At 65.8% G+C, this 19,935-nt stretch carries 20 protein-coding genes and 3 pseudogenes; 16 read left to right on the top strand and 7 right to left on the bottom strand.

Annotated features, from left to right (window positions below; genetic code table 11):
• Window positions 1-497: 497 nt before the first annotated feature.
• From EET13_RS22030 to EET13_RS22020, 3 genes are all read left to right on the top strand, one after another.
• Window positions 498-710, top strand: coding sequence for a hypothetical protein (locus EET13_RS22030; protein WP_122444255.1), 213 nt, complete (start codon window positions 498-500; stop codon window positions 708-710).
• A gap of 96 nt (window positions 711-806) precedes the next feature.
• Window positions 807-1,445 carry a hypothetical protein gene (locus EET13_RS22025; RefSeq protein WP_122444254.1) on the top strand — a complete coding sequence of 213 codons (639 nt, stop codon included), beginning with the start codon at window positions 807-809 and terminating at the stop codon, window positions 1,443-1,445.
• Between the two features lie 24 nt (window positions 1,446-1,469).
• Window positions 1,470-1,883, top strand: a complete 414-nt coding sequence (locus EET13_RS22020) for a hypothetical protein (RefSeq protein ID WP_122444253.1) — start codon at window positions 1,470-1,472, stop codon at window positions 1,881-1,883.
• 175 nt (window positions 1,884-2,058) lie between these two features.
• On the opposite strand, the gene EET13_RS22015 is transcribed toward EET13_RS22020, so the two are convergent.
• Window positions 2,059-3,030: an SGNH/GDSL hydrolase family protein gene (locus tag EET13_RS22015; protein ID WP_122444252.1), complete on the bottom strand. Its 972-nt coding sequence runs from the start codon at window positions 3,028-3,030 to the stop codon at window positions 2,059-2,061.
• A 243-nt stretch (window positions 3,031-3,273) separates the two neighbouring features.
• On the opposite strand from EET13_RS22015, the gene EET13_RS22010 reads away from it, so the two are divergent.
• The 4 genes from EET13_RS22010 (at window position 3,274) to EET13_RS21995 (ending at window position 7,873) form a co-directional block, all read left to right on the top strand.
• Window positions 3,274-4,341 (top strand): alpha/beta hydrolase, encoded by a 1,068-nt coding sequence (locus EET13_RS22010; RefSeq protein WP_168990858.1) that lies wholly within the window; start codon window positions 3,274-3,276, stop codon window positions 4,339-4,341.
• A gap of 43 nt (window positions 4,342-4,384) precedes the next feature.
• Window positions 4,385-5,779 carry a cystathionine beta-synthase gene (locus EET13_RS22005; protein ID WP_122444251.1) on the top strand — a complete coding sequence of 465 codons (1,395 nt, stop codon included), beginning with the start codon at window positions 4,385-4,387 and terminating at the stop codon, window positions 5,777-5,779.
• 124 nt (window positions 5,780-5,903) lie between these two features.
• Window positions 5,904-6,623, top strand: coding sequence for an RDD family protein (locus EET13_RS22000; RefSeq protein WP_122444250.1), 720 nt, complete (start codon window positions 5,904-5,906; stop codon window positions 6,621-6,623).
• A gap of 80 nt (window positions 6,624-6,703) precedes the next feature.
• Entirely contained in the window at window positions 6,704-7,873 is a 1,170-nt protein-coding gene (locus tag EET13_RS21995; protein WP_122444249.1) for a cystathionine gamma-synthase, read from the top strand.
• 68 nt (window positions 7,874-7,941) lie between these two features.
• Here the strand turns inward: EET13_RS21995 and greA are convergent, their stop codons facing one another.
• Window positions 7,942-8,436, bottom strand: coding sequence for a transcription elongation factor GreA (gene greA, locus EET13_RS21990; protein WP_122444248.1), 495 nt, complete (start codon window positions 8,434-8,436; stop codon window positions 7,942-7,944).
• Window positions 8,437-8,665: 229 nt separating this feature from the next.
• A complete protein-coding gene (locus EET13_RS21985; RefSeq protein ID WP_122444247.1) occupies window positions 8,666-9,100 on the bottom strand; it encodes a DUF4307 domain-containing protein in 435 nt (144 codons plus the stop codon).
• A gap of 108 nt (window positions 9,101-9,208) precedes the next feature.
• Here EET13_RS21985 and mca point away from each other — a divergent pair, with 108 nt between their 5' ends.
• Genes mca through EET13_RS21965 form a run of 4 tightly spaced genes read left to right on the top strand, consistent with a single transcriptional unit; the run spans window position 9,209 to window position 12,773 of the window.
• Window positions 9,209-10,081: a mycothiol conjugate amidase Mca gene (gene mca / locus EET13_RS21980; protein WP_122444246.1), complete on the top strand. Its 873-nt coding sequence runs from the start codon at window positions 9,209-9,211 to the stop codon at window positions 10,079-10,081.
• Window positions 10,078-10,377: a hypothetical protein gene (locus EET13_RS21975; protein WP_122444245.1), complete on the top strand. Its 300-nt coding sequence runs from the start codon at window positions 10,078-10,080 to the stop codon at window positions 10,375-10,377. The genes mca and EET13_RS21975 overlap by 4 nt, the downstream gene beginning before the upstream one ends.
• Window positions 10,364-12,376, top strand: a complete 2,013-nt coding sequence (locus EET13_RS21970) for a thioredoxin domain-containing protein (RefSeq protein ID WP_122444244.1) — start codon at window positions 10,364-10,366, stop codon at window positions 12,374-12,376. Before EET13_RS21975 ends, EET13_RS21970 begins: the two co-directional genes overlap by 14 nt.
• Window positions 12,377-12,389: 13 nt before the next feature.
• Window positions 12,390-12,773 (top strand): nuclear transport factor 2 family protein, encoded by a 384-nt coding sequence (locus EET13_RS21965; RefSeq protein ID WP_122444288.1) that lies wholly within the window; start codon window positions 12,390-12,392, stop codon window positions 12,771-12,773.
• Between the two features lie 277 nt (window positions 12,774-13,050).
• On the opposite strand, the gene trhA is transcribed toward EET13_RS21965, so the two are convergent.
• Entirely contained in the window at window positions 13,051-13,779 is a 729-nt protein-coding gene (trhA, locus tag EET13_RS21960) for a PAQR family membrane homeostasis protein TrhA (RefSeq protein WP_122444243.1), read from the bottom strand.
• Between the two features lie 154 nt (window positions 13,780-13,933).
• Here trhA and EET13_RS21955 point away from each other — a divergent pair, with 154 nt between their 5' ends.
• Genes EET13_RS21955 through EET13_RS21945 form a run of 3 tightly spaced genes read left to right on the top strand, consistent with a single transcriptional unit; the run spans window position 13,934 to window position 16,400 of the window.
• Window positions 13,934-14,722, top strand: coding sequence for a (2Z,6E)-farnesyl diphosphate synthase (locus tag EET13_RS21955; protein WP_122444286.1), 789 nt, complete (start codon window positions 13,934-13,936; stop codon window positions 14,720-14,722).
• A 3-nt stretch (window positions 14,723-14,725) separates the two neighbouring features.
• Window positions 14,726-15,022, top strand: a complete 297-nt coding sequence (locus EET13_RS32425) for a 2-isopropylmalate synthase (protein ID WP_280177887.1) — start codon at window positions 14,726-14,728, stop codon at window positions 15,020-15,022.
• A gap of 4 nt (window positions 15,023-15,026) precedes the next feature.
• Window positions 15,027-16,400 carry a hypothetical protein gene (locus EET13_RS21945; protein ID WP_122444242.1) on the top strand — a complete coding sequence of 458 codons (1,374 nt, stop codon included), beginning with the start codon at window positions 15,027-15,029 and terminating at the stop codon, window positions 16,398-16,400.
• Window positions 16,401-16,507: 107 nt separating this feature from the next.
• Here EET13_RS21945 and EET13_RS21940 read toward each other — a convergent pair.
• Window positions 16,508-16,657, bottom strand: a pseudogene (locus EET13_RS21940) (IS21 family transposase); the annotation flags it as partial.
• 240 nt (window positions 16,658-16,897) lie between these two features.
• Between EET13_RS21940 and EET13_RS21935 the strand changes: the two are divergent.
• Together EET13_RS21935 and EET13_RS21930 are read left to right on the top strand one after the other, a co-directional pair.
• Window positions 16,898-18,472, top strand: a pseudogene (locus EET13_RS21935) (Mu transposase domain-containing protein).
• A gap of 82 nt (window positions 18,473-18,554) precedes the next feature.
• A pseudogene (locus EET13_RS21930) lies at window positions 18,555-18,722 on the top strand (ATP-binding protein); the annotation flags it as partial.
• Window positions 18,723-18,783: 61 nt separating this feature from the next.
• On the opposite strand, the gene EET13_RS21920 reads toward EET13_RS21930, so the two are convergent.
• Both EET13_RS21920 and EET13_RS21915 read right to left on the bottom strand, forming a co-directional pair.
• On the bottom strand, window positions 18,784-19,032 hold the full coding sequence (locus EET13_RS21920) for an integrase core domain-containing protein (RefSeq protein ID WP_122444241.1): 249 nt from the start codon (window positions 19,030-19,032) through the stop codon (window positions 18,784-18,786).
• Window positions 18,974-19,594 carry a DDE-type integrase/transposase/recombinase gene (locus EET13_RS21915; protein ID WP_211189118.1) on the bottom strand — a complete coding sequence of 207 codons (621 nt, stop codon included), beginning with the start codon at window positions 19,592-19,594 and terminating at the stop codon, window positions 18,974-18,976. Before EET13_RS21915 ends, EET13_RS21920 begins: the two co-directional genes overlap by 59 nt.
• Window positions 19,595-19,935: the final 341 nt, after the last annotated feature.

Genomic DNA, 19,935 nt, shown 5'->3' with positions numbered 1-19,935 from the left:
TAGCCTGGCGACGATGCGGCCGCTGAAGCGGGGCGAGAAGGAGCGGGGCAATTGGGCTGGGCCTGGCGACGCTGCGGGCCGGTGGGATCGAGTGTGCAATGGCGGCATCGACTGTGCCATCACGGCGGGTCCGAGGCCACCAAGGCCGCCGCATGTGCACGCTCGACGCCACAGATGCACGCCGGCAGCCACAGATGCACGCTCGACGCCAGCAGACGCGCGCGAAGCCGCGGACGCTCGGATGAGCTAGGGGTAGCGAGTGTCCTCATACGTGGGTTTTGAGGCTCGGCCATTCGGCCGGGCGTGGTGCTAGAGACGAGGGATCTCCGTGTTCGGAGATCCCTCGTGTCGGTCGTAGCCTCGGGTTGTTCAGACCAGGGATCAATGATGGCCGACTACGCAACTTTACTGCGCGATCATGTGACGCTCACCTGTCGGTCGGTGGACCGGATCTTCTTGCAGTCATATGTGCCGAAACTGCAGTCGGTGGGCGGGGTGTGCCAGTTTCTGTACTGCAGAAGGGGTTTGGAATTCCGTCGTCGGCGGCGTTCGGCAAGATCGGCGACGCCTACGTCGCCGAGGTGCACTGGTGGGCTAAGGCGAACGCGATCCCGGTGCACCGCTTCGCCAAGGGCGAGAACAAGGAGATCGCCCGGCCATTGATCGAGAGGAAGCCGAAAGGGAGGGCGGCGAGGGGCGGGTGGTGTTGATCGGGATCGCGCAGGAAAAGACGCCCGATATGGCGCTCGTGGAAGGCCAAGGGCCAAGGGCATGTGGCTCATCCGCACATAAAGTGGACTCGCCAGATGGGCTTTGTCAATCATTTCTACTTTTACCTGTGGGATCCCGACTGGGGTGGCGCGTTTTGGAAGACCAATGCCTACGCACCGTGGCCGGTGTGGATCTGGCTCAACGGGCACACCTGGGCGCAACGGCACTGCGACCGGCTGGGCATCGGCTACACCCCTCTAGACAACGGGTTCCGCGACTGCGAGGACCCCGCCGCGCTGCAGCGCATCTGCGACCGACTGGGGTCGGGCGCGGTGAAGAGCTTCCTTTGGCGCTGGCAAAAGCTGTTGCCATCGCCGTTCACCCGCGATGACGTGCGTGCAGGCTACGTCTACGAACTGGCGTTTCGCCAATTCGAGGGTTCTGATACCCGGGTGTTCGACCGGCCCCCGGCCGGGCGATCGTTTTTCGAACAGCTCATCCGTGACCACCTCGACGTCGGACGCCCGGAGAAGGTGTCGCTGATCTTCGACCGGCGCATCAGCTCGCGCACGCCGGGCACCTGGCGGACCCAAGTGATCACTAAGGGTGTGGATCCGCAGATCAGCTGCTACTACAAGTCGAGTCGGATCAAGCAATACTTCAAGGAGCATCGCGCGTCGCGCACCGAGACGGTCAGCTGCGACACCGCGATTTTGGCATCGCCCGGCGGGTGACCGCCGAAACTGGAAGGCCCTTCGGTGGTTGGCGAGCATGCCAACCAGCGTCTATGCGACGCACAAGCCACCGATGCCCGGCCCGCTCCCGGTGTGGCCACCTTCACCAAGGTGACCCGACCCTCACAGATCGACGGTCAACATGCCTCCGGACTGCGGTTCGGGGATCCGCGGGCGGTGCTCGCCGCTATCGTCGGATTCACCCATCTGCTCGCCGGATTCGACAACCCAGCTTTGGTTCGAGCGGTAACCACCTTGCTGGGCTGCTCCTACACAAGCCGCCAAGCCACATATGACCTGCGCCGGCTCAAACGCAAGGGGCTCATCGTCAGGCTGCCGGGCCACCACCGCTACCAACTCACCCGCTGGGCCGCCGCGTCGCGGTGCTGTTCGCCAAGGTCTACGGACGTGTTCTCGCGCCCGGCCTGGCCGAGTTAGGCCCAAGGCTCCCAACGGATCTCGCCAAACGCAGCGATCTGGCGATCGCCTGGCGCCAACTCGAACGACACCTCAATCAATTCACAAACGCAGCACTCACCGCGGCCTGAACCGCAACTGATCTAATTGTGAACTTCGCCCTCACCAAGCGAAGCTAGACCAAACCCGGCCCAGGTCAACCCCCGGCCGAAGCGGCGACGGCTGCGGGCACAGCAGGCAGCGGACGCCGCCACAGTCGGGACACGATGTTGCCGCGGGTGTGGTCGCACCCGCGTGCCGGTGTCATGGGCCGGGGCGCGACATCGAACCCTGTGCGAAAGGCCTTTAGGCGCGGCCTATCGCGAAGCGCATCGCGCAGGGCAAGCAACAGCTGGTCGGCAGCCAGCGCGTAGGCGGTAACCGACGGATGGTACCGGTCGGCGGAGAACATGCCTTCGGGCGCGGTCCGGAATTGGGGCGCCAGCAGGTGCGCCAGTGGAACCGGCGTCCCGCCGGCCGCTTTGACGGCGACGGTCTGGGCGCGCGCCAGCCGCGCAGCACGCGTGTGCGCCAAGGAACGCAGCGGCTGCGGGATGGCCGTGATGACGCCGAAGTCAGGACAGGTGCCGACGACCACGGCCGCGCCGCGGGCACGCAACCTGCGCACCGATGAGGCCAGCCGCTCGGCGGACTCGCCGATGCGGTTGAGAGAGGTGACATCGTTGGCGCCGATGATGATCACCGCCGCGTCCGGTGGCGGCCCGGCCACGAACATCGCATCGACTTGGCCGCTTACGCCTTTCGAAGTGGCGCCGACGATGGCTTTGGTGCTCAGCCGGACCCGCTTGCCGGTCTGCTCGGCGAGTTTGCGTGCGATCAGCACGCCCGGAACTTCCTCGGCGCTACTACAGCCGTATCCACACGCCGTCGAGTCGCCGAACATCATCAAGTGCAGGTCGAAGGGTGTTCCCCGGCGCCACCGTTGCACCAGGCCGCCGCCGCGGGTGTATACGCCGTCGGCACGGGGCGGCATATCGCAGGCTCGCGGTATGACGGTGCGCACGTGCGTCGCCTGGCCAACCAGCAAGTTGCGTGCGCCAAGATAGGCCGTGCCCGTCGAGGCAAGTGCACCCGCTGTGGCCAAAGCGATAGTTGAACGCCGCGGCACGCTTATGCCCACGACACCAGTTTAGGTCGGCTTCGCTGTTTGCGCGGGTAGCTGACAAAACAGGTGAATCACGGTGTGGATCAATTGTGATATCGAATCAGACTCTGCAAACCGTGCCGCGGGAATAAGCTGTCAAGCTAAGTCGGACGAGTTGGCTGACCGCTTCGGGGAGCAGGTGAACCGGACGGTCGCCCTCTTCGTCACATGCTGTATCGGACTACAACGGCGTAGGAAGTGTTGAGCATGACGGCACCGAGCAGGGTATCCGGTTCTCCCAGACATCCCATTCGCCCACGGGACGTGCTGAAGGCACGTAGACTGCAGGCACGCAGATTTGCCATCAGCGACGGCGCTCCGGTGGAGGTCGTCGAGTCCGGACCAAGTATTGCTGCGCGATTTGCTACGCTCGCGTCGCGGCTGACAATCCGGCCGGTTCTTACTGTGGGCAGCTACGTTCCTCATGTGCCGTGGCCGTGGGGGCTGATCGACCATGCAGCCAAGGTGTTACTTCCGGCGCCAGTAACCGTCAGGGCCTCGGTGAACTTGCCGAATGCGTCGGCTCAACTGGTTCGAGCGCGAGGCGTGCTTCCCGCGGACGGCACTCGGCGAGTGGTTCTGTATCTGCACGGCGGCGCGTTCCTGACGTGTGGAGCAAACTCACACGGGCGGCTGGTCGAGTTGCTGTCGCAGTTCGCTGATTCGCCCGTCTTGATCGTCAACTATCGGCTGATGCCCAAGCACTCGATCGGGATGGCGCTCGACGACTGTTACGACGGCTACCGCTGGCTGCGGCTGCTGGGTTATGGCCCGGAGCAGATCGTGCTGGCCGGCGACTCTGCGGGAGGGTATCTCGCGTTGACACTCGCGCAGCGGCTGCAGGACGAGGGAGACGAGCCGGCAGCGCTGGTAGCGATCTCGCCACTGCTGCAGCTGGCAAAGGAAAACAAGAAGGCGCATCCGAACATCAAGACCGATGCCATGTTCCCGGCGAAGGCCTTCGACGCGCTCGGCGAATTAGTTGCTAGCGCCGCTGCCAACAACGCCGTCGACGGCAAAGCCGAAGAGCTCTATGAGCCACTGGAGCACATCCGCCCGGGCCTGCCGCGAACACTGATTCACGTCTCCGGATCCGAGGTCCTGCTGCACGACGCGCAACTGGCCGCCCACAAGCTGGCGGCGGCCGGGGTGCCCGCAGAAGTTCGCGTGTGGCCGGGGCAGGTGCATGACTTCCAGGTTGCCGGTCCGCTGCTGCCGGAGGCGGTGCGCTCCCTACGTCAGATCGGTGAGTACATCCGGGAAGCCACCGGCTAGTGCTGCTTGTGCGGGACCCCAAACCGCCTGAGACCATGAACGCATGCGGATCGCCCAGCACATCAGTGACCTCATTGGCGCCACACCACTGGTCCGCCTGAACTCGGTCGTCCCGGACGGGGCGGCAACCGTGGCGGCAAAGATCGAATATCTCAACCCCGGTGGCAGCTCCAAGGACCGGATCGCGGTGAAGATGATCGACGCTGCCGAGGCCAGCGGGCAGCTCAGGCCGGGCGGCACCATAGTCGAACCCACGTCCGGGAACACCGGGGTGGGGCTGGCGTTGGTGGCCCAGCGCCGCGGGTACCGGTGTGTGTTCGTCTGCCCGGACAAGGTCAGCGAAGACAAACGAAACGTGTTGCGCGCCTACGGCGCCGAGGTAGTCGTGTGCCCGACGGCGGTGCCGCCCGCCGACCCGGACAGCTACTACAGCGTCTCCGACCGGCTGGTCCGGGAAATCGACGGAGCCTGGAAGCCCGACCAGTACGCCAACCCCGAAGGACCGGCGAGCCACCACGCCACCACCGGGCCCGAAATATGGGCCGATACCGAAGGCAAGGTCACCCATTTCGTCGCCGGCATCGGTACCGGCGGAACGATCACCGGCGCGGGCCGCTATCTCAAAGAGGTCTCCGACGGTCGGGTGCGCATCATCGGCGCCGACCCCGAGGGCTCCGTGTATTCCGGCGGCTCCGGCCGTCCCTATCTGGTCGAGGGGGTCGGTGAGGACTTCTGGCCGGCGGCCTACGACCCTTCGGTTCCCGACGAGATCATCGCCGTGTCAGACGCAGACTCGTTTGACATGACCCGGCGGCTGGCCCGGGAGGAAGCGCTGCTGGTGGGCGGATCGTGCGGGATGGCGGTGGTAGCGGCGTTGAAAGTCGCCGAAAAAGCCGGGCCCGACGCGCTGGTCGTCGTTCTGCTGCCCGACGGTGGTCGCGGTTATATGTCGAAGATCTTCAACGACGCGTGGATGTCGTCGTACGGGTTTCTGCGCAGCCGTCTCGACGGGTCCACCTCGGAAGCCACGGTTGGCGATGTGTTGCGCCGCAAGTCCGGTGCATTGCCCGACCTGGTGCACACCCATCCGTCGGAGACGGTGCGTGACGCGATCGGGATTCTTCGCGAATACGGGGTGTCGCAGATGCCTGTCGTCGGCGCCGAGCCGCCGGTGATGGCGGGCGAGGTCGCCGGCAGTGTGTCGGAACGCGAACTGCTGTCGGCCGTTTTCGAAGGCCGCGCCAAGCTGGCCGACGCCGTGTCAGAGCACATGAGCCCGCCGCTGAAACTCATCGGGGCCGGCGAATTGGTCAGCGTGGCCGAAAAGGCGCTGCGGGACTGCGACGCATTGATGGTGGTGGAGGAGGGCAAACCGGTTGGCGTGATCACCCGCTACGACCTGCTGGGTTTTCTGTCCGAAGGTTCGGGGCGACGCTAAGCGACGCCTGGAGTAATCACCAGCAACGGCGCGGCGAACGGCGTTCGACCAGCCGCTCTGGAAGATCTGACCTCAGGTACTGTAAGGCCGCCTCAAGCCGAACCCTGAGTGGAAGGTTGCTCCCATGACCGATCAGCCGCCTCCCGGCGGGTCCTACCCACCACCGCCACCGCCTCCCGGCTCCTCCGGTGGGTTCGAGCCACCGTCCCAGCCATCGGCGCCGAGCGGCGGCGCCTACCCGCCGCCTCCGCCGCCTGCCGGGTCGTATCCGCCTCCGCCGCCCCCGCCCGAGGGCGGCTACCCGCCGCCGCCTCCGCCGTCGGCAGCCGGCTACGCACCGCCGCCGCCCGGGCCGGCGATCCGTTCCCAGCCGACGGAGTCCTACACGCCCTGGATCACCCGTGTCCTGGCGTTCTTGATCGACACTGCTCCGATTGTGGCCGTCTACGGCATCGGATGGGTGATCGCAATGGTCACTCAGCAGTCGTCCTGCGTCACCAGCGTCAACCAGTACGACGTGAGCCAGTACTGCTACGCGCAGGACTCCATCATCGGTGTGCTGGCGCAGGGGTTGGCGTCACTGGCGATACTGGCCTACTGGGTGTGGAACTACGGCTACCGTCAGGGCACCACCGGCTCGAGCATCGGCAAGTCGGTGCTGAAGTTCAAGGTGGTCAGCGAAGCCACCGGACAGCCGTTGGGCTTCGGCATGTCGTTGGTGCGTCAGCTCGCACACTTCGTCGACGCGATCATCTGTTACGTCGGTTTCCTGTTCCCCTTGTGGGACGCCAAGCGCCAGACGCTGGCCGACAAGATCATGACGACGGTCTGCCTGCCGGTCTGACTCCGGCAGCCATTCGGCAAGGCGCTACCCCGCCGTTATACGACGGCCGGGGTAGCGCCTGCTACTAGGGTGGACCAACGATGAACGATCACCACCGGGACCAGCATCATCACTTCACCGGGCTAGCCACCAAAGCCATCCACGGCGGCTACCGGCCCGATCCGGCAACCGGAGCCGTCAACGCCCCGATCTATGCCAGCAGCACCTTCGCTCAGGACGGTGTTGGCGGGCTGCGCGGCGACTACGAATACGCTCGCACGGGCAATCCGACCCGGGCCGCGCTGGAGGCGTCGCTGGCCGCCGTCGAAGAGGGCGGGTACTGCCGGGCTTTCAGCTCCGGCATGGCCGCCGCCGATTGTGCGTTGCGGGCGATGCTGCGACCCGGCGACCATGTTGTCATTCCCGACGATGCCTACGGCGGCACTTTCCGGCTGATCGACAAGGTCTTCACCCGGTGGAATGTCCAGTACACGCCGGTGGCGCTTTCGGATCCGGACGCGGTGCGCGATGCGATCTCGCCGCGCACCCGGTTGATCTGGGTGGAAACACCGACCAACCCGTTGCTGTCGATCGCCGACATCGCGACCATAGCTCAGCTGGGTGCGGACAGGTCGGCAAAAGTTTTGGTGGACAACACTTTTGCATCACCTGCGCTGCAGCAGCCGCTGACGCTGGGAGCCGACGTGGTGCTGCACTCGACCACCAAATACATCGGGGGGCATTCCGACGTCGTCGGCGGCGCCTTGATCACCAACGACGCGGAGCTGGACCAGGCGTTCGCTTTCCTGCAGAACGGCGCGGGAGCCGTGCCGGGGCCGTTCGACGCCTACCTGACCATGCGGGGGCTGAAGACGTTGGTGCTGCGTATGCAGCGGCACAGCGAAAATGCTCTTGCCGTAGCGCAATTCCTCGCGCAGCAACCCTCGGTCAGCACCGTGCTGTATCCGGGGCTGCCCGACCACCCCGGGCATGACGTCGCCGCACGGCAAATGCGCGGCTTCGGCGGCATGGTCTCGGTGCGTATGAGGGCCGGGCGGGAAGCCGCCCAGGATCTGTGCGGCAAGACCAAGGTCTTCATCTTGGCCGAATCGCTGGGCGGGGTGGAGTCGCTGATCGAACATCCCGCCGCCATGACCCATGCGTCGACGGCCGGTTCGCAGCTCGAGGTCCCCGACGATCTGGTGCGGCTTTCGGTCGGCATCGAGGACATCGCCGACCTGCTCGGCGACCTAGAGCAGGCACTTGGCTAGAGCCGCCGTCGATGGTGAACCAGACCCGGCCGACGCAACACTTACACCCGGTGAGCCTGAACCGGTCCCTAAGAGTGATACGGCTCCGCGCTGACCAGGGTGACTTCGACGGTGCTGCCGTTGGGCACCTTGTAGCTGCGGGTCTCACCGACCTTGGCGTCGATCAGCGCGCCGCCCAGCGGCGAATTTGGTGAGTAGACCTCGAGTTTGCCCTCGTTGACGCCCTCCTGGCGGGTGGCGATCAGAAACGTTTCGGTGTCGGACTCGTCGCCGTTGTAATAGACCTTGACCACCGAACCGGGCAGGGCCACCCCGGACTGCGTGGGCGCTTCGCCGACCTTGGCGTTGCTGAGCAGGTCCTGTAGCTGACGGATGCGAGCTTCCTGCTGACCTTGCTCCTCGCGAGCGGCGTGGTACCCGCCATTTTCGCGCAGGTCGCCTTCCTCGCGGCGATCGTTGATTTCGGCGGCGATGATCGGACGATTCGCGATCAACTGATCGAGCTCGGCCTTGAGTCGGTCATGTGATTCCTGGGTCAACCAGGTCACCTGAGTATCCGTCATCTCGTCGCGCTCCTTGTGTTCTCTTACGCGTACTCGCATAAGGTGCTGATCCCGCTGCCGGCGTATGCGGGTTCCCGCCCCCGGGTGCTGCCACTTCGTTTTGCTCACGGCCGTTAATGCAGCAATACACGGTCCAAAGTGGGACCGTGCATTCGTCAATGTTACCACTGCGGAAACAGTCGATGACGGCATCTACGCAGTTCGGCTCACGGTGAGCCAGAAGGTGCGCTCAGGACGAGCGCAGGTAGGCGGGCACGTCTGTGCCGCAACCGTATATGTCGGCCATCACCGGCGGCTTGCTCGATTTGAGCGTCGTGGTCACCTGCACGGTGTGCTGATCCGAAGGTGTCACCAGCACTTCGCGCCGGCCCGTCTCGCTGCCGTCGGTGGCGCGCACGCGGACAATGCAGTCCACCGGCTCCGACGGGTTCTTGCGGGTCACACTGATCGTCACCGATGCCGTTTCGTCATCGATCACCCGATAGGCGGCCAGCGACCCCTTGACCGCACTGGTGCCGATCCGCTGGTAGGCGATCAAGGCCACTGCCAACCCAGCCACCACTGCCGCCACCGTAAGGGCGACGGGGAGGCGGCGCCGTGATCGGCTGGACAGTCGGGTGCGCCCATAGCGGGCTTCCGGGCGGGTCGGCGGTGCTGTGTTCATGCCTCGTGGATGGCTGGTTGCGCAGGATGGAACGATCGAGACTGGAATTATAGGGTCGCAACCGGGCGAGCAGCCGACCGGCCAAGCGGCACAGGAACAAGGGGGCACGTGAGCGAACTGCGGTTGATGGCGGTGCACGCCCACCCCGACGACGAGTCCAGTAAGGGTGCGGCCACCCTTGCCCGGTACGCCGACGAGGGCCACCGTGTGCTGGTTGTGACCTTGACCGGCGGCGAGCGCGGCGAAATTCTCAACCCGGCGATGGACCTGCCTGACGTGCATGGCCACATCTCGGAGATCCGCCGCGACGAGATGGCCAAGGCGGCCGAGATTCTCGGTGTGGAGCACACTTGGCTGGGCTTCGTCGACTCCGGATTGCCCAAGGGCGACCCGCCGCCGCCGCTGCCCGAAGGCTGCTTTGCGCTGGTGCCGCTGGAGGAGTCCATCGAAGCGTTGGTGCGGGTGGTCCGGGAGTTTCGGCCGCACGTGATGACCACCTATGACGAGAACGGCGGATATCCCCATCCCGATCACATCCGCTGCCACCAGGTCTCTATCGGCGCCTACGAAGCTGCCGGCGACTACCGTCGGTTCCCGGACGCCGGTGAGCCGTGGACGGTGTCCAAGCTGTACTACATTCACGGCTTTCTGCGGGAGCGCATGCGGATTTTGCAGGAGGAGTTCATTAAGCGCGGCCAGGAGGGCCCCTTCGCCAAGTGGCTCGAGCACTGGCATCCCGACCACGATCCGTTTGCGAACCGCGTGACGACGCGTGTCGAGTGCTCGAAGTACTTCGCTCAGCGTGACGACGCGCTGCGAGCACACACCACCCAGATCGACCCGAACGCCGAATTCTTCGCCGCACCGCTGTCCTGGCAGCAGGAGCTGTGGCCCACCGAGGAATTCGAATTGGCGCGCTCGCGCGTTCCCATCCGTCTGCCGGAGACGGAATTGTTTACCGGAATCGAGCCGCGCCAGTGAACCATCTTTTGCTCAGCGTGATTGCCGACGACGCGCCCCGCAACCACGGCCCCGATTTCGGCAAGGCCAGTCCGGTGGGACTGCTGGTCATCGTGTTGCTGGTGGTCGCCACGTTGTTCCTCGTGCGATCGATGAACCGGCAATTGAAGAAGGTGCCCGAATCGTTCGACCGCCAGCATCCCGAGCCCGACCAGGCTGCCGACGAGGGCACGGATCCGGTGGTTCCCGACGAGCCGTCAGGTACCGACGGTAAGGGATCGCCGCGACCACCGGGACCCGCCGATGAGTCCGGCTGATTCCGCCGGAACCAATACCCTCGCGGCGGCGACCAGCCCTTACTTGCGCCAGCACGCGGACAACCCGGTGCACTGGCAGGAGTGGACGCCGCAGGCACTAGCCGAGGCCGTCGCGCGCGACGTGCCGATCCTGCTGTCGGTGGGCTACGCCGCCTGCCATTGGTGTCACGTGATGGCCCACGAATCCTTCGAGGACGACGATGTGGCCGCCGTGATGAACGTCGGGTTCGTCTGCATCAAGGTGGACCGCGAGGAACGGCCGGACATCGACGCGGTCTACATGAACGCCACGGTCGCGCTGACCGGACAGGGCGGCTGGCCGATGACGTGCTTTCTCACTCCGGACGGCCGGCCCTTCTTCTGTGGCACCTACTACCCGAAAGATAGTTTCCTGCAACTACTTTCGGCTATATCCGAGACCTGGCGGCAGCGCCGTGACGAGGTCGAGCAAGCTTCGGACCATATCGCCGGCGAGCTGCGCTCGATGGCATCCGGCCTGCCCGGCGACGGGCCGGACGTCGCGCCGCGGCTATGCGATCACGCCGTCGCGGGATTGCTGGAAAAGCAGGACATGGCTCACGGCGGCTGGGGCGGTGCACCCAAGTTCCCGCCGTCGGCGCTGTTGGAAGGGCTGTTGCGGCACTACGAGCGCACCGGTTCGCCCGCGGCTCTGCAGGCGGTGTCGCGTACCGGCACCGCGATGGCCCGAGGTGGCATCTACGACCAACTTGCCGGTGGCTTCGCCCGGTACAGCGTTGACAACGCTTGGGTGGTACCGCATTTCGAAAAAATGCTGTACGACAACGCGCTGCTGCTACGCGTCTACGCACACTGGGCCCGGCGCACCGGGGATCCGTTGGCTCGGCGAGTCGCCGCCGAGACCGCGGGGTTCTTGCTCGACGAGCTGGCCGACGGTGAGATGTTCACGTCGTCGCTGGACGCCGACGCCGCCGGCCGCGAGGGGTCGACGTACGTCTGGACGCCGGAGCAACTGATCGAGTTGCTGGGCACCGACGACGGCCGTTGGGCGGCAGAGGCTTTCGAGGTTACCCGCGCTGGCACGTTCGAACACGGTGCCTCGGTGCTGCAGCTACGCAGGGATCCCGACGACCCGCAACGGTTCAAGCGGGTCAAGGCTGCCATGTTGGCGGCGCGCCGCACCCGAACTCAGCCGGGGCGCGACGACAAGGTCGTCACGTCCTGGAACGGGCTGGCCATTACGGCGCTCGCCGAGGCCGGTGTCGCGTTGCAGGAGCCGCGACTGGCGCACGCCGCGCAGCGATGCGCGAGCGCGCTGCTGAGTCTGCACCTGGTTGACGGCCGGTTGCGGCGCGCCAGCCTCGGCGGGGTGGTCGGGGACAGCGCCGCCATCCTGGAGGACCACGCCATGCTGGCCACCGGGTTGTTGACGTTGTATCAGCTGACGCTCGACGCGGATTGGCTAACGGCGGCTTCAGGCTTGCTGGACACCGCGGTGCAGCATTTCGGCGATCCGCAGCGTCCGGGCCGGTGGTTCGACACCGCCGACGATGCCGAGAAGTTGATGCTGCGGCCCGCCGACCCGCTGGACGGTGCGACGCCCTCGGGTGCGTCATCGATGGCCGAGGCATTGCTGAGCGCCGCTCACGTGGTGGAAGCTGGCCGCGCCGGGCGGTATCTGCAGGCAGCCGCCGATACCCTGCGCGAACATTCGGTATTGCTGGCGCGGGCGCCACGGTCGGCCGGGCATTGGCTGTCGGTCGCCGAGGCGGCAGTACGCGGGCCGCTGCAGATCGCGGTCGCTTGTGCTGATCCGGAGTCACCGCTGTTAGCCGCCGCTCGCCGGCTCGCACCCGGAGGGGCGATCGTCATCGGCGGGCGGGTGGGTTCGTCGCCGCTGCTGATCGACCGAGATCGGGTGGCTGGCGCCGACGCCGCCTATGTGTGCCGGGGGAGGGCCTGTGACCTGCCGGTGACCAGTGCGGATGGACTCGCCGCTGCCCTGCGGCCGGCAGGGTAGTAGCGTGCCGCTCATGCCGGACAGCACCGACAGAGCCCAGGCGATCGCCGACACGGTCAACCGTTACATCGCCGTGCTCAATGATGGCGGCGTCGACGAGCTGGTCGGCTTCTACGCCGACGACGCCACACTGGAGGATCCCGTAGGCGGGGAGGTGCACATCGGCACGCAGGCGATTCGCGGGTTCTACTCCGCAATCGCGGGGCTCGAGCGGGCGTGTGAGCTGGTGTCACTGCGGGTCTCGGGCAATGAGGCGGCCTTTCAATTCCGGCTGACCATGACGGCCGGCGAGAACGCGATGCGGGTGGAGCCCATCGAGGTGATGGTGTTCGACGACCGCGGCAAGGTGACCGCGATGAAGGCCTACTGGTCGGCCACCGACGTCACCCGGCTGTAGCTTCAGCGTGCCGACGATCCCGGCCGGGGAGCGGGCGGGTGAGGAGGTGCGCAATCGGGCTTCAGTGTGCCGACGATCCCGGCCGGGGAGCGGGCGGGTGAGGAGGTGCGCGATCGGGCTTCAGTGTGCCGACGATCCCGGCCGGGGAGCGGGCGGGTGAGGAGGTGCGCAATCGGGCTTCAGCGTGCCGACGATCCCGGCCGGGGAGCGGGCGGGTGAGGAGGTGCGCAATCGGGCTTCAGCGTGCCGACGCTCCCGGCCCTCGCTTGAGCGGCGGTCAGAACACCACAAACCACATCGCGATGTAGTGGCAGATCGCCGCCACTGCGGTGCAGGCATGAAAGAACTCGTGATAGCCGAACGTCGACGGCCACGGGTCAGGCCATCTTACTGCGTAGAGAATGCCCCCGATGCTGTAAAGGGCGCCGCCGACAAACAGCAAAACCAGCGCCGTCACGCCCGCATTGTGCAGGATCGTCGCTGTGTACCAGACCGCAACCCAACCCAGCAGAAGATAGAGGGGTACACCGACCCAGCGCGGCGCCGTCGGCCAGCACATCTTCAGCAGTACGCCGGCGACCGCCCCACCCCACACAATCGACAGCACCACCCGCCCGGCGTGGCCTGGCAGGGCCAACAGCGCAAACGGCGTGTAGCTGCCGGCGATGAACACGAAAATCATCGAATGATCGGCCCGCTTCATCCAAGCGCGGGCCGTCGCTGATTCCCAGTTGACGCGGTGATAAGTGGCGCTGACGGTGAACATCACCACCGTGGCCATGATGTAGGCCAGCGTCGCCAGCCCGGCCTTGGTGGAGCTGACGGCCCAGGAGACAGCGACCAACGAGGCCCCCGCGAAAACTGCGGTTCCGGCCGAGTAGACGTGAATCCAGCCCCGGAACCGGGGTTTGTGCAGGGCACGGGTAACGCCCTCGACGATGTGATGGGCAGCATTGGACGACGTGAGCCCGTGTGATTCGGGTGCTGCGGTGGCCTGGCTGCTCATGTCTCCCATCTTCCCGTGTGGTATTGCCGGTAACCGTCACGATCACCCTAGTCGCGTTGGTCGGCGCAGACGGTGACGACGTGAGCGGGCGCGCGGTGATTTTGGCCCGGATCAAGGCCTGAATCTGATGTCCGTCACAGTAGTCTGGATTCTCGTGGAGATCATCCCACCGCGGCTCAAAGAGCCGTTGTATCGGATTTACGAGCTGCGCCTGCGGCAGGGTCTGGCCGCCACCAGGTCCGAATTGCCGCGACACATCGCGGTCCTGTGCGACGGCAACCGGCGCTGGGCGCGCAGCGCCGGTTACGACGACGTCAGCTACGGCTACCGGATGGGCGCGGCCAAGATCGCCGAGATGCTGCGGTGGTGCCAAGACGCCGGCATCGAAATGGCCACGGTCTACTTGCTTTCGACCGAGAACCTGCAGCGCGATCCCGACGAGCTTGCCGGACTGATCGAGATCATCACCGACGTCGTCGAGGAGATTTGCGCCCCGGCCAACCGCTGGAGTGTCCGTACCGTCGGCGATCTGGAGCTGATCGGCGAGGAGTCGGCCCGTCGGCTGCGCGAGGCGGTGGAATCCACGCCCGCGGCGGCGCCGTTTCACGTCAATGTCGCGGTGGGCTACGGCGGGCGCCGGGAGATCGTCGACGCGGTCCGAGCGCTGCTGAGCAAGCAGCTTGCCAACGGCGCAACCGCCGAGGAGCTCATCGATGCCGTGACGGAAGACGGTATTTCCGAAAACCTGTACACCTCTGGCCAGCCCGATCCCGACTTGGTTATTCGAACCTCGGGCGAGCAACGCCTGTCCGGTTTCTTGCTCTGGCAAAGCGCCTATTCGGAGATGTGGTTCACCGAAGCGCACTGGCCGGCGTTCCGCCGGGTGGATTTCCTGCGCGCGCTGCGTGATTACAGCCAGCGCCACCGCCGCTACGGCAAGTAACCCGTGCTGATCGCAAGCGCGGCGAAGCCGGGTGCAGGGGGTCGGCACGAATCCGACCTCGTGCTGATCGCAAGCGCGGCGAAGCCGGGTGCAGGGGGTCGGCACGAATCCGACCTCGTGCTGATCGCAAGCGCGGCGAAGCCGGGTGCAGGGGGTCGGCACGAATCCGACCTCGTGCTGATCGCAAGCGCGGCGAAGCCGGGTGCAGGGGGTCGGCACGAATCCGACCTCGTGCTGATCGCAAGCGCGGCGAAGCCGGGTGCAGGGGGTCGGCACGAATCCGACCTCGTGCCAAACTGAATACATGGCTGCGCTGTCGGCGGCGGTGTTCACGCTGAGCCTGTGGCTGGGGTTGTATCTGCTGGCCCGCGATCCCCGCAAACCAGTGCTAGCTTTGGCGGCCACCGGATTGTGTGGTTTTGCACTGGTGGTGGCCTTGGACGCGGTCCGGACGACCAGTGATGTGCCCGCCCAGCTACTGAGCCGGCTGGAGATCTACCTTGTCGCCGTCCCCAGCGTCGCGTGGTTAGCGGTGCTCCTCGAGCTGGCCCGACCGTGCGACAGCTGGCGGGCACGCACGCGTGAGCTCTTTCTCATCGGCGCTGCTGCTGCCCTGACCCTGCTCGGTGCGACGATGGCCGGCGGCGTCACCGGCCCCCTGCGAGCAGGCCACCTGATGATGTTGGCGGTGATATCCGCGTCCACCCTCGGGGCGATGGCGCTGGCGGTGCTGCGGCCCGCCCAGCCGACGCCGGTTGTCGGCGTGGTGATCGTCGCGACCCTATTCTTCGCGCTGGCCAATGCCATCCTGGTCATCCCGCTCGGCCTGGTACCCAGCTGGCTGGCCCTGGCGTCGACGGGTTTCGATGTCCTGGCGCTTGGGGTAGCGGTCGCGCTGTGGGACGCCTTCGACGAGGGTCAGGCGCTGCGGGCCGACATGCTGCGTTCCTTTTTGGGCACGGTGGCGGTGGCGGTGTTGTTCGGCGGCCAGGCGCTGGTCGGTTTGGCGGTGACCCACAACTCTGAGCCGACCGCACAGACCGCGCTGACGGTGCTGCTATTCACCAGCTTGACCATTGCCATCACCGTGCAGGTACTGGCCGATCCGTTGGCGGGGGTCCTGGACCGTCTGGCGTTTTCCAAGTCGCCCACGCTGCGCGCCGATCGGGCCGCGTTGCGGCATACCGGGGCGGGTTTGCCGCTGCGCTCGGTGAACCCGCTCGCCGACGTCGACGACGATGCCTTCGCTCGACTCACTCGCCGAGCGCTCGGTCACTACGGCGACCTCACCAAATTGGTCGCCAGTCCGTTGACCGCCTTGCCGGTGATCGACAAGCGACTGGCCGCACGTGGTGCACCCGACCAGCCGCTGGAGCGGGCCAATGAACTCAAGGCGGTGCTGGCAGACGGCATTGCCCGGCTCAAACCGCGTGACGCCGGCGACTTCGGGACCACCGAACAATGGCGTTACTACAACTCGTTGTACTTCCCCTACGTCGCCGGCGTGCGGGCCTACGCGCAAAACGCCACCGCAGCCGGTTTGGATCCGATCGCCCGCCAGGCGTGGCAGTGGCTGGTCACCGAGGTACCGCAGCGCTCGTTGCACAACTGGCAAAACGCCGCGGCGCGGCTCATCGCTGCCGATTTGCGGGGGCGGGTCAGCGTTTCCACCGATTAGCCAGTCGTCGTGGTCGCCCGAGGTGGCCGCTGATGCCCTGAAGGTGGTGTGGGCGTTAGACCCTAGAGGCCACCGAGACCACCGACTTCTACATGGCCATTGACACTCGGTCGGGCACGCACCCCGGGCGTGCCGTCCCCGTCCAGGTACTTGCGGACCGTCTTGCGATCAAACCCGGTATGGCGGGCGATCGCCGAGATCGTCCAACCACGTTTGCGTAGGGCATGTACTTCCACATCGTCCTCCCATGTGAGCATGAGAAAGCGGGCCTCCTTCGGCAGCGCTGCGGGCTTCAGACACCAGCAGCATCGAAGGAGGCCCGCCCTTCTCGGCGGAGCCGCACGGATGGGGAATTTCGATGTGTCGCCTGCCATGAGGATGGGACCAGTGTGACCTGATTTTTGCCAGGGGGATGGGACCACTGGCGCGTCGCGTCGGTGGTCTTTTCATTTGTCCGTTCGATCGCCGTGACAGCGCAAGTCGCGGAGGCGGCGGGCATGGCTTTTCGGGAGGCCAGTGTGAATGAGATCAAGGGAAGTGCTACGTGTGTGGCTGGGGGTGGCGGGGCAGCCGGCGCCGGGGTACCGCACGATCGCCGCGCATTGCGGCCTGGACCGCAAGACGGTGCGCCGCTACGTGGAGGCCGCCCAGGCAGCTGGGCTGCGCCGCGACGGCGACCTCAGCGCGGTCGATGACGCGTTGATCGGGATGGTCGCCGAAGCGGTGCGTCCGGTCCGCCCCGATGGTCACGGCGCGGCCTGGGAGCAGCTGCTGGGGTTCGAAGAACAGATCACCGCGTGGGTGGCCGGCAACAATGAACAGCGGCCGTTGACGGTGACCAAGATCCACACCTTGCTGTCCCGGCAGGGGTGTGGTCCCGTATCGGACGTTGCACCGGTTCGCTGGTGAGCGTTGCGGTTTCGGCCGCAAGGACACCACGGTGCGGGTTGCTGATGGTGCTCCGGGGGTGGAGTGCCAGGCCGATTTCGGCTATCTGGGGATGCTGACCGACGCCGATGACGGGCGGCGTCGCAAGGTGTATGCGCTGATCTTTACCGCGGTGTACTCCCGGCACATGTTCGTGTGGCTGTCGTATTCGCAGACCCTGACCGCCGTGATCGCCGGATGCGAGGCGGCGTGGGCGTTCTTCGGTGGCGTGTTCGCGGTGCTGATCCCGGACAACCTCAAACCGGTGATCGCCGCCGCGGACGCGGTCAACCCGCGGTTCAGCCAGGGGTGCTTGGACTACGCCAGCCATGCCGGGTTCCTCACCGACCCGGCTCGGGGGGCATCGAAACTTCTGGGACGGTGAAACATTCACCAGTTTGCACCAGGCGCAGGAGGCAGCGGTGCGGTGGTGTCGTGACGCCGCGGGCATCCGCATCCACGGCACTACCTGTGCCCGGCCGGTGCAGATGTTCACCGCCGAGGAACAACCCAAGCTGCTGGCCTATGCCGGTTGCTATGACGTGCCGGTGTTCAAGACGGTCAAGGGGCACCGCGATTTCCACGCCGAGGTCGCCAAGGCGCTCTACTCCCTGCCCGAGCAATGGATAGGTACCGCGCTGGACGTGCGGGCCGACAGCGAGCTGGTGAAGTTCTATCGCCGCGGTGTGCTGGTGAAGGTCCATCCGCGCCAGCCCGCTGGTGGGCGCAGCACCGACCCTGCTGATCTGCCCGAGCACAAGACCGGCTATGCCCTGCGTGATGTGGCGGCGTTGATCGCCACCTGCGCCGCGCACGGCCCCAACGTCGGGATCTACGCCGAACGCATCCTCGATGACCGGCTGCCCTGGACCCGGATGCGCACCGTCTATCGACTGCTCGGCTTGGTACGCCGCTACGGCACACCGCGGGTCGAGGCGGCCTGTGCGCTGGCCCGGGACCTCGATGTCGTCTCGGTCACCTAGATCGCTTCCATGCTCGAACGCGCCACTGAGACCAGCACGCCGGTACTGCCGCAGGCGGTCGGGCACACCGCGACCCGGTTCGCCCGCGATCCTTCCGAATTCAGCTCCACCCCAACACCATTGACCGTCGTTCCCGGCGCTGATCCCGAGGAGACCCGCTGACATCACCAGCACTCACAGTGGCGCCACCGACCCTATCGGCGCTGATCTGCTCCGCCTTCTCAAGACCCTCAAACTCGGCGCGATGGCCGACACCCTGCCCGAACGCGCTGCACTGGCCCGCCAACACAAACTCAGCCACATCGGATTCCTCGAAACACTGCTAGCCGACGAGGTCTCCCGACGCGAATCCCGCTCAGCAGCACTACGAGCAGCCAAAGCCGGCCTCGACCCCACCATGCGGTTCGACACCTGTGGCGAGTCCCCGTTTCTGAGTCCACCCGGTTTTAGAGTCGGGTTGGTGTGATCCAGATTCAGTTGATCTCGCAGGCCACCGGGGTGTGGGTGCACCTGCAGACGGCAGCGTACTCGGCTGGCGTGCGGTAGCCGAGCGCTGAGTGGCGGTGTCGGGTGTTGTGCTCCTCCTTGAAGTCGCCGATGACCACGCGGGCCTCCCGCAGGGTGTTCCAGTGGTTACGGTTGAGGCATTCCTTGCGCAGGCGGTTATTGAACGATTCGATGTAGCCGTTGATCCACGGGCAGCCCGACGGAAAATAGGACATGCCAGCGTTGCTCGCAAAACTTTTGCAGCGCTTGGGAAATCATTTCCGGGCCATTGTCGAGGCGGAGCACCTTCGGCGGGCCGCCGGCGGTGGCGAACACCTTCTCGAGCTCCTCGACAAGATCTGGGCCGGTAATGGAACGCTCGACAATGTTCAACAGCGACTCACGGGTGTGCTCGTCGATCATCGAGGCGATCTTGATGGCCTTACCGTCGACGGTGGAGTCGAACTGGAAGTCGATCGCCCACACCACATTCGGCGCGTCAGCCTCGATCGACGGGATCGAGGACACTCCCGCTCGCTTGCGCGGCGAACAGATCTTGACCTGCAGCCCCTCCTGGCGCCACAACCGGTGGATCTTCTTCTTGTTGACTTCACGGCGCTCGTCGTAGCGCAACGCCGCCCACCCACGCCGGAACCCGTGGCACGGGTGTTTGCTGGCATACGAGCGCAGCCAGGCCCTCAAGTCGGCATCAGGATCAGCCGGGGTTTGCGCTGCCGGCAGTCGGCGGTAAGTGGAGCGGGGCAGCCCAACGGCCTTGCAGGCCAGCCGTTCTGACATGCTCATCGTGTCTTTGAGCATGTCCACAGCGCGGCGCTTGGCAGCTGGGCTCAGAATTTTCCTCAGTGAGCGCGGTCAAATGCCGGTCTCGACAGCGATGGTGGCCACCGATTCACCCGATCGCTGACCGCGCTCACTGAAATTCCCCACTGACGCTCATCGAAATTCCCCACCCGTGTGGCTCCGCCGAGAAGGGCGGGCCTCCCTCGAAGCTGCTGGTGTCTGACGCCAGTTGCTCCACCGAAGGAGGCCCGCTTTCTCATGCTCACATGGGAGGACGATGTGGAAGTACATGCCCTACGCAAACGTGGTTGGACGATCTCGGCGATCGCCCGCCACAC

The organism is Mycobacterium attenuatum, assembly GCF_900566085.1.
Classification (GTDB): domain Bacteria; phylum Actinomycetota; class Actinomycetes; order Mycobacteriales; family Mycobacteriaceae; genus Mycobacterium; species Mycobacterium attenuatum.
The sequence above is the reverse complement of the archived record's forward strand: the minus strand, read 5'-3'. Positions and strand labels throughout refer to the sequence as shown.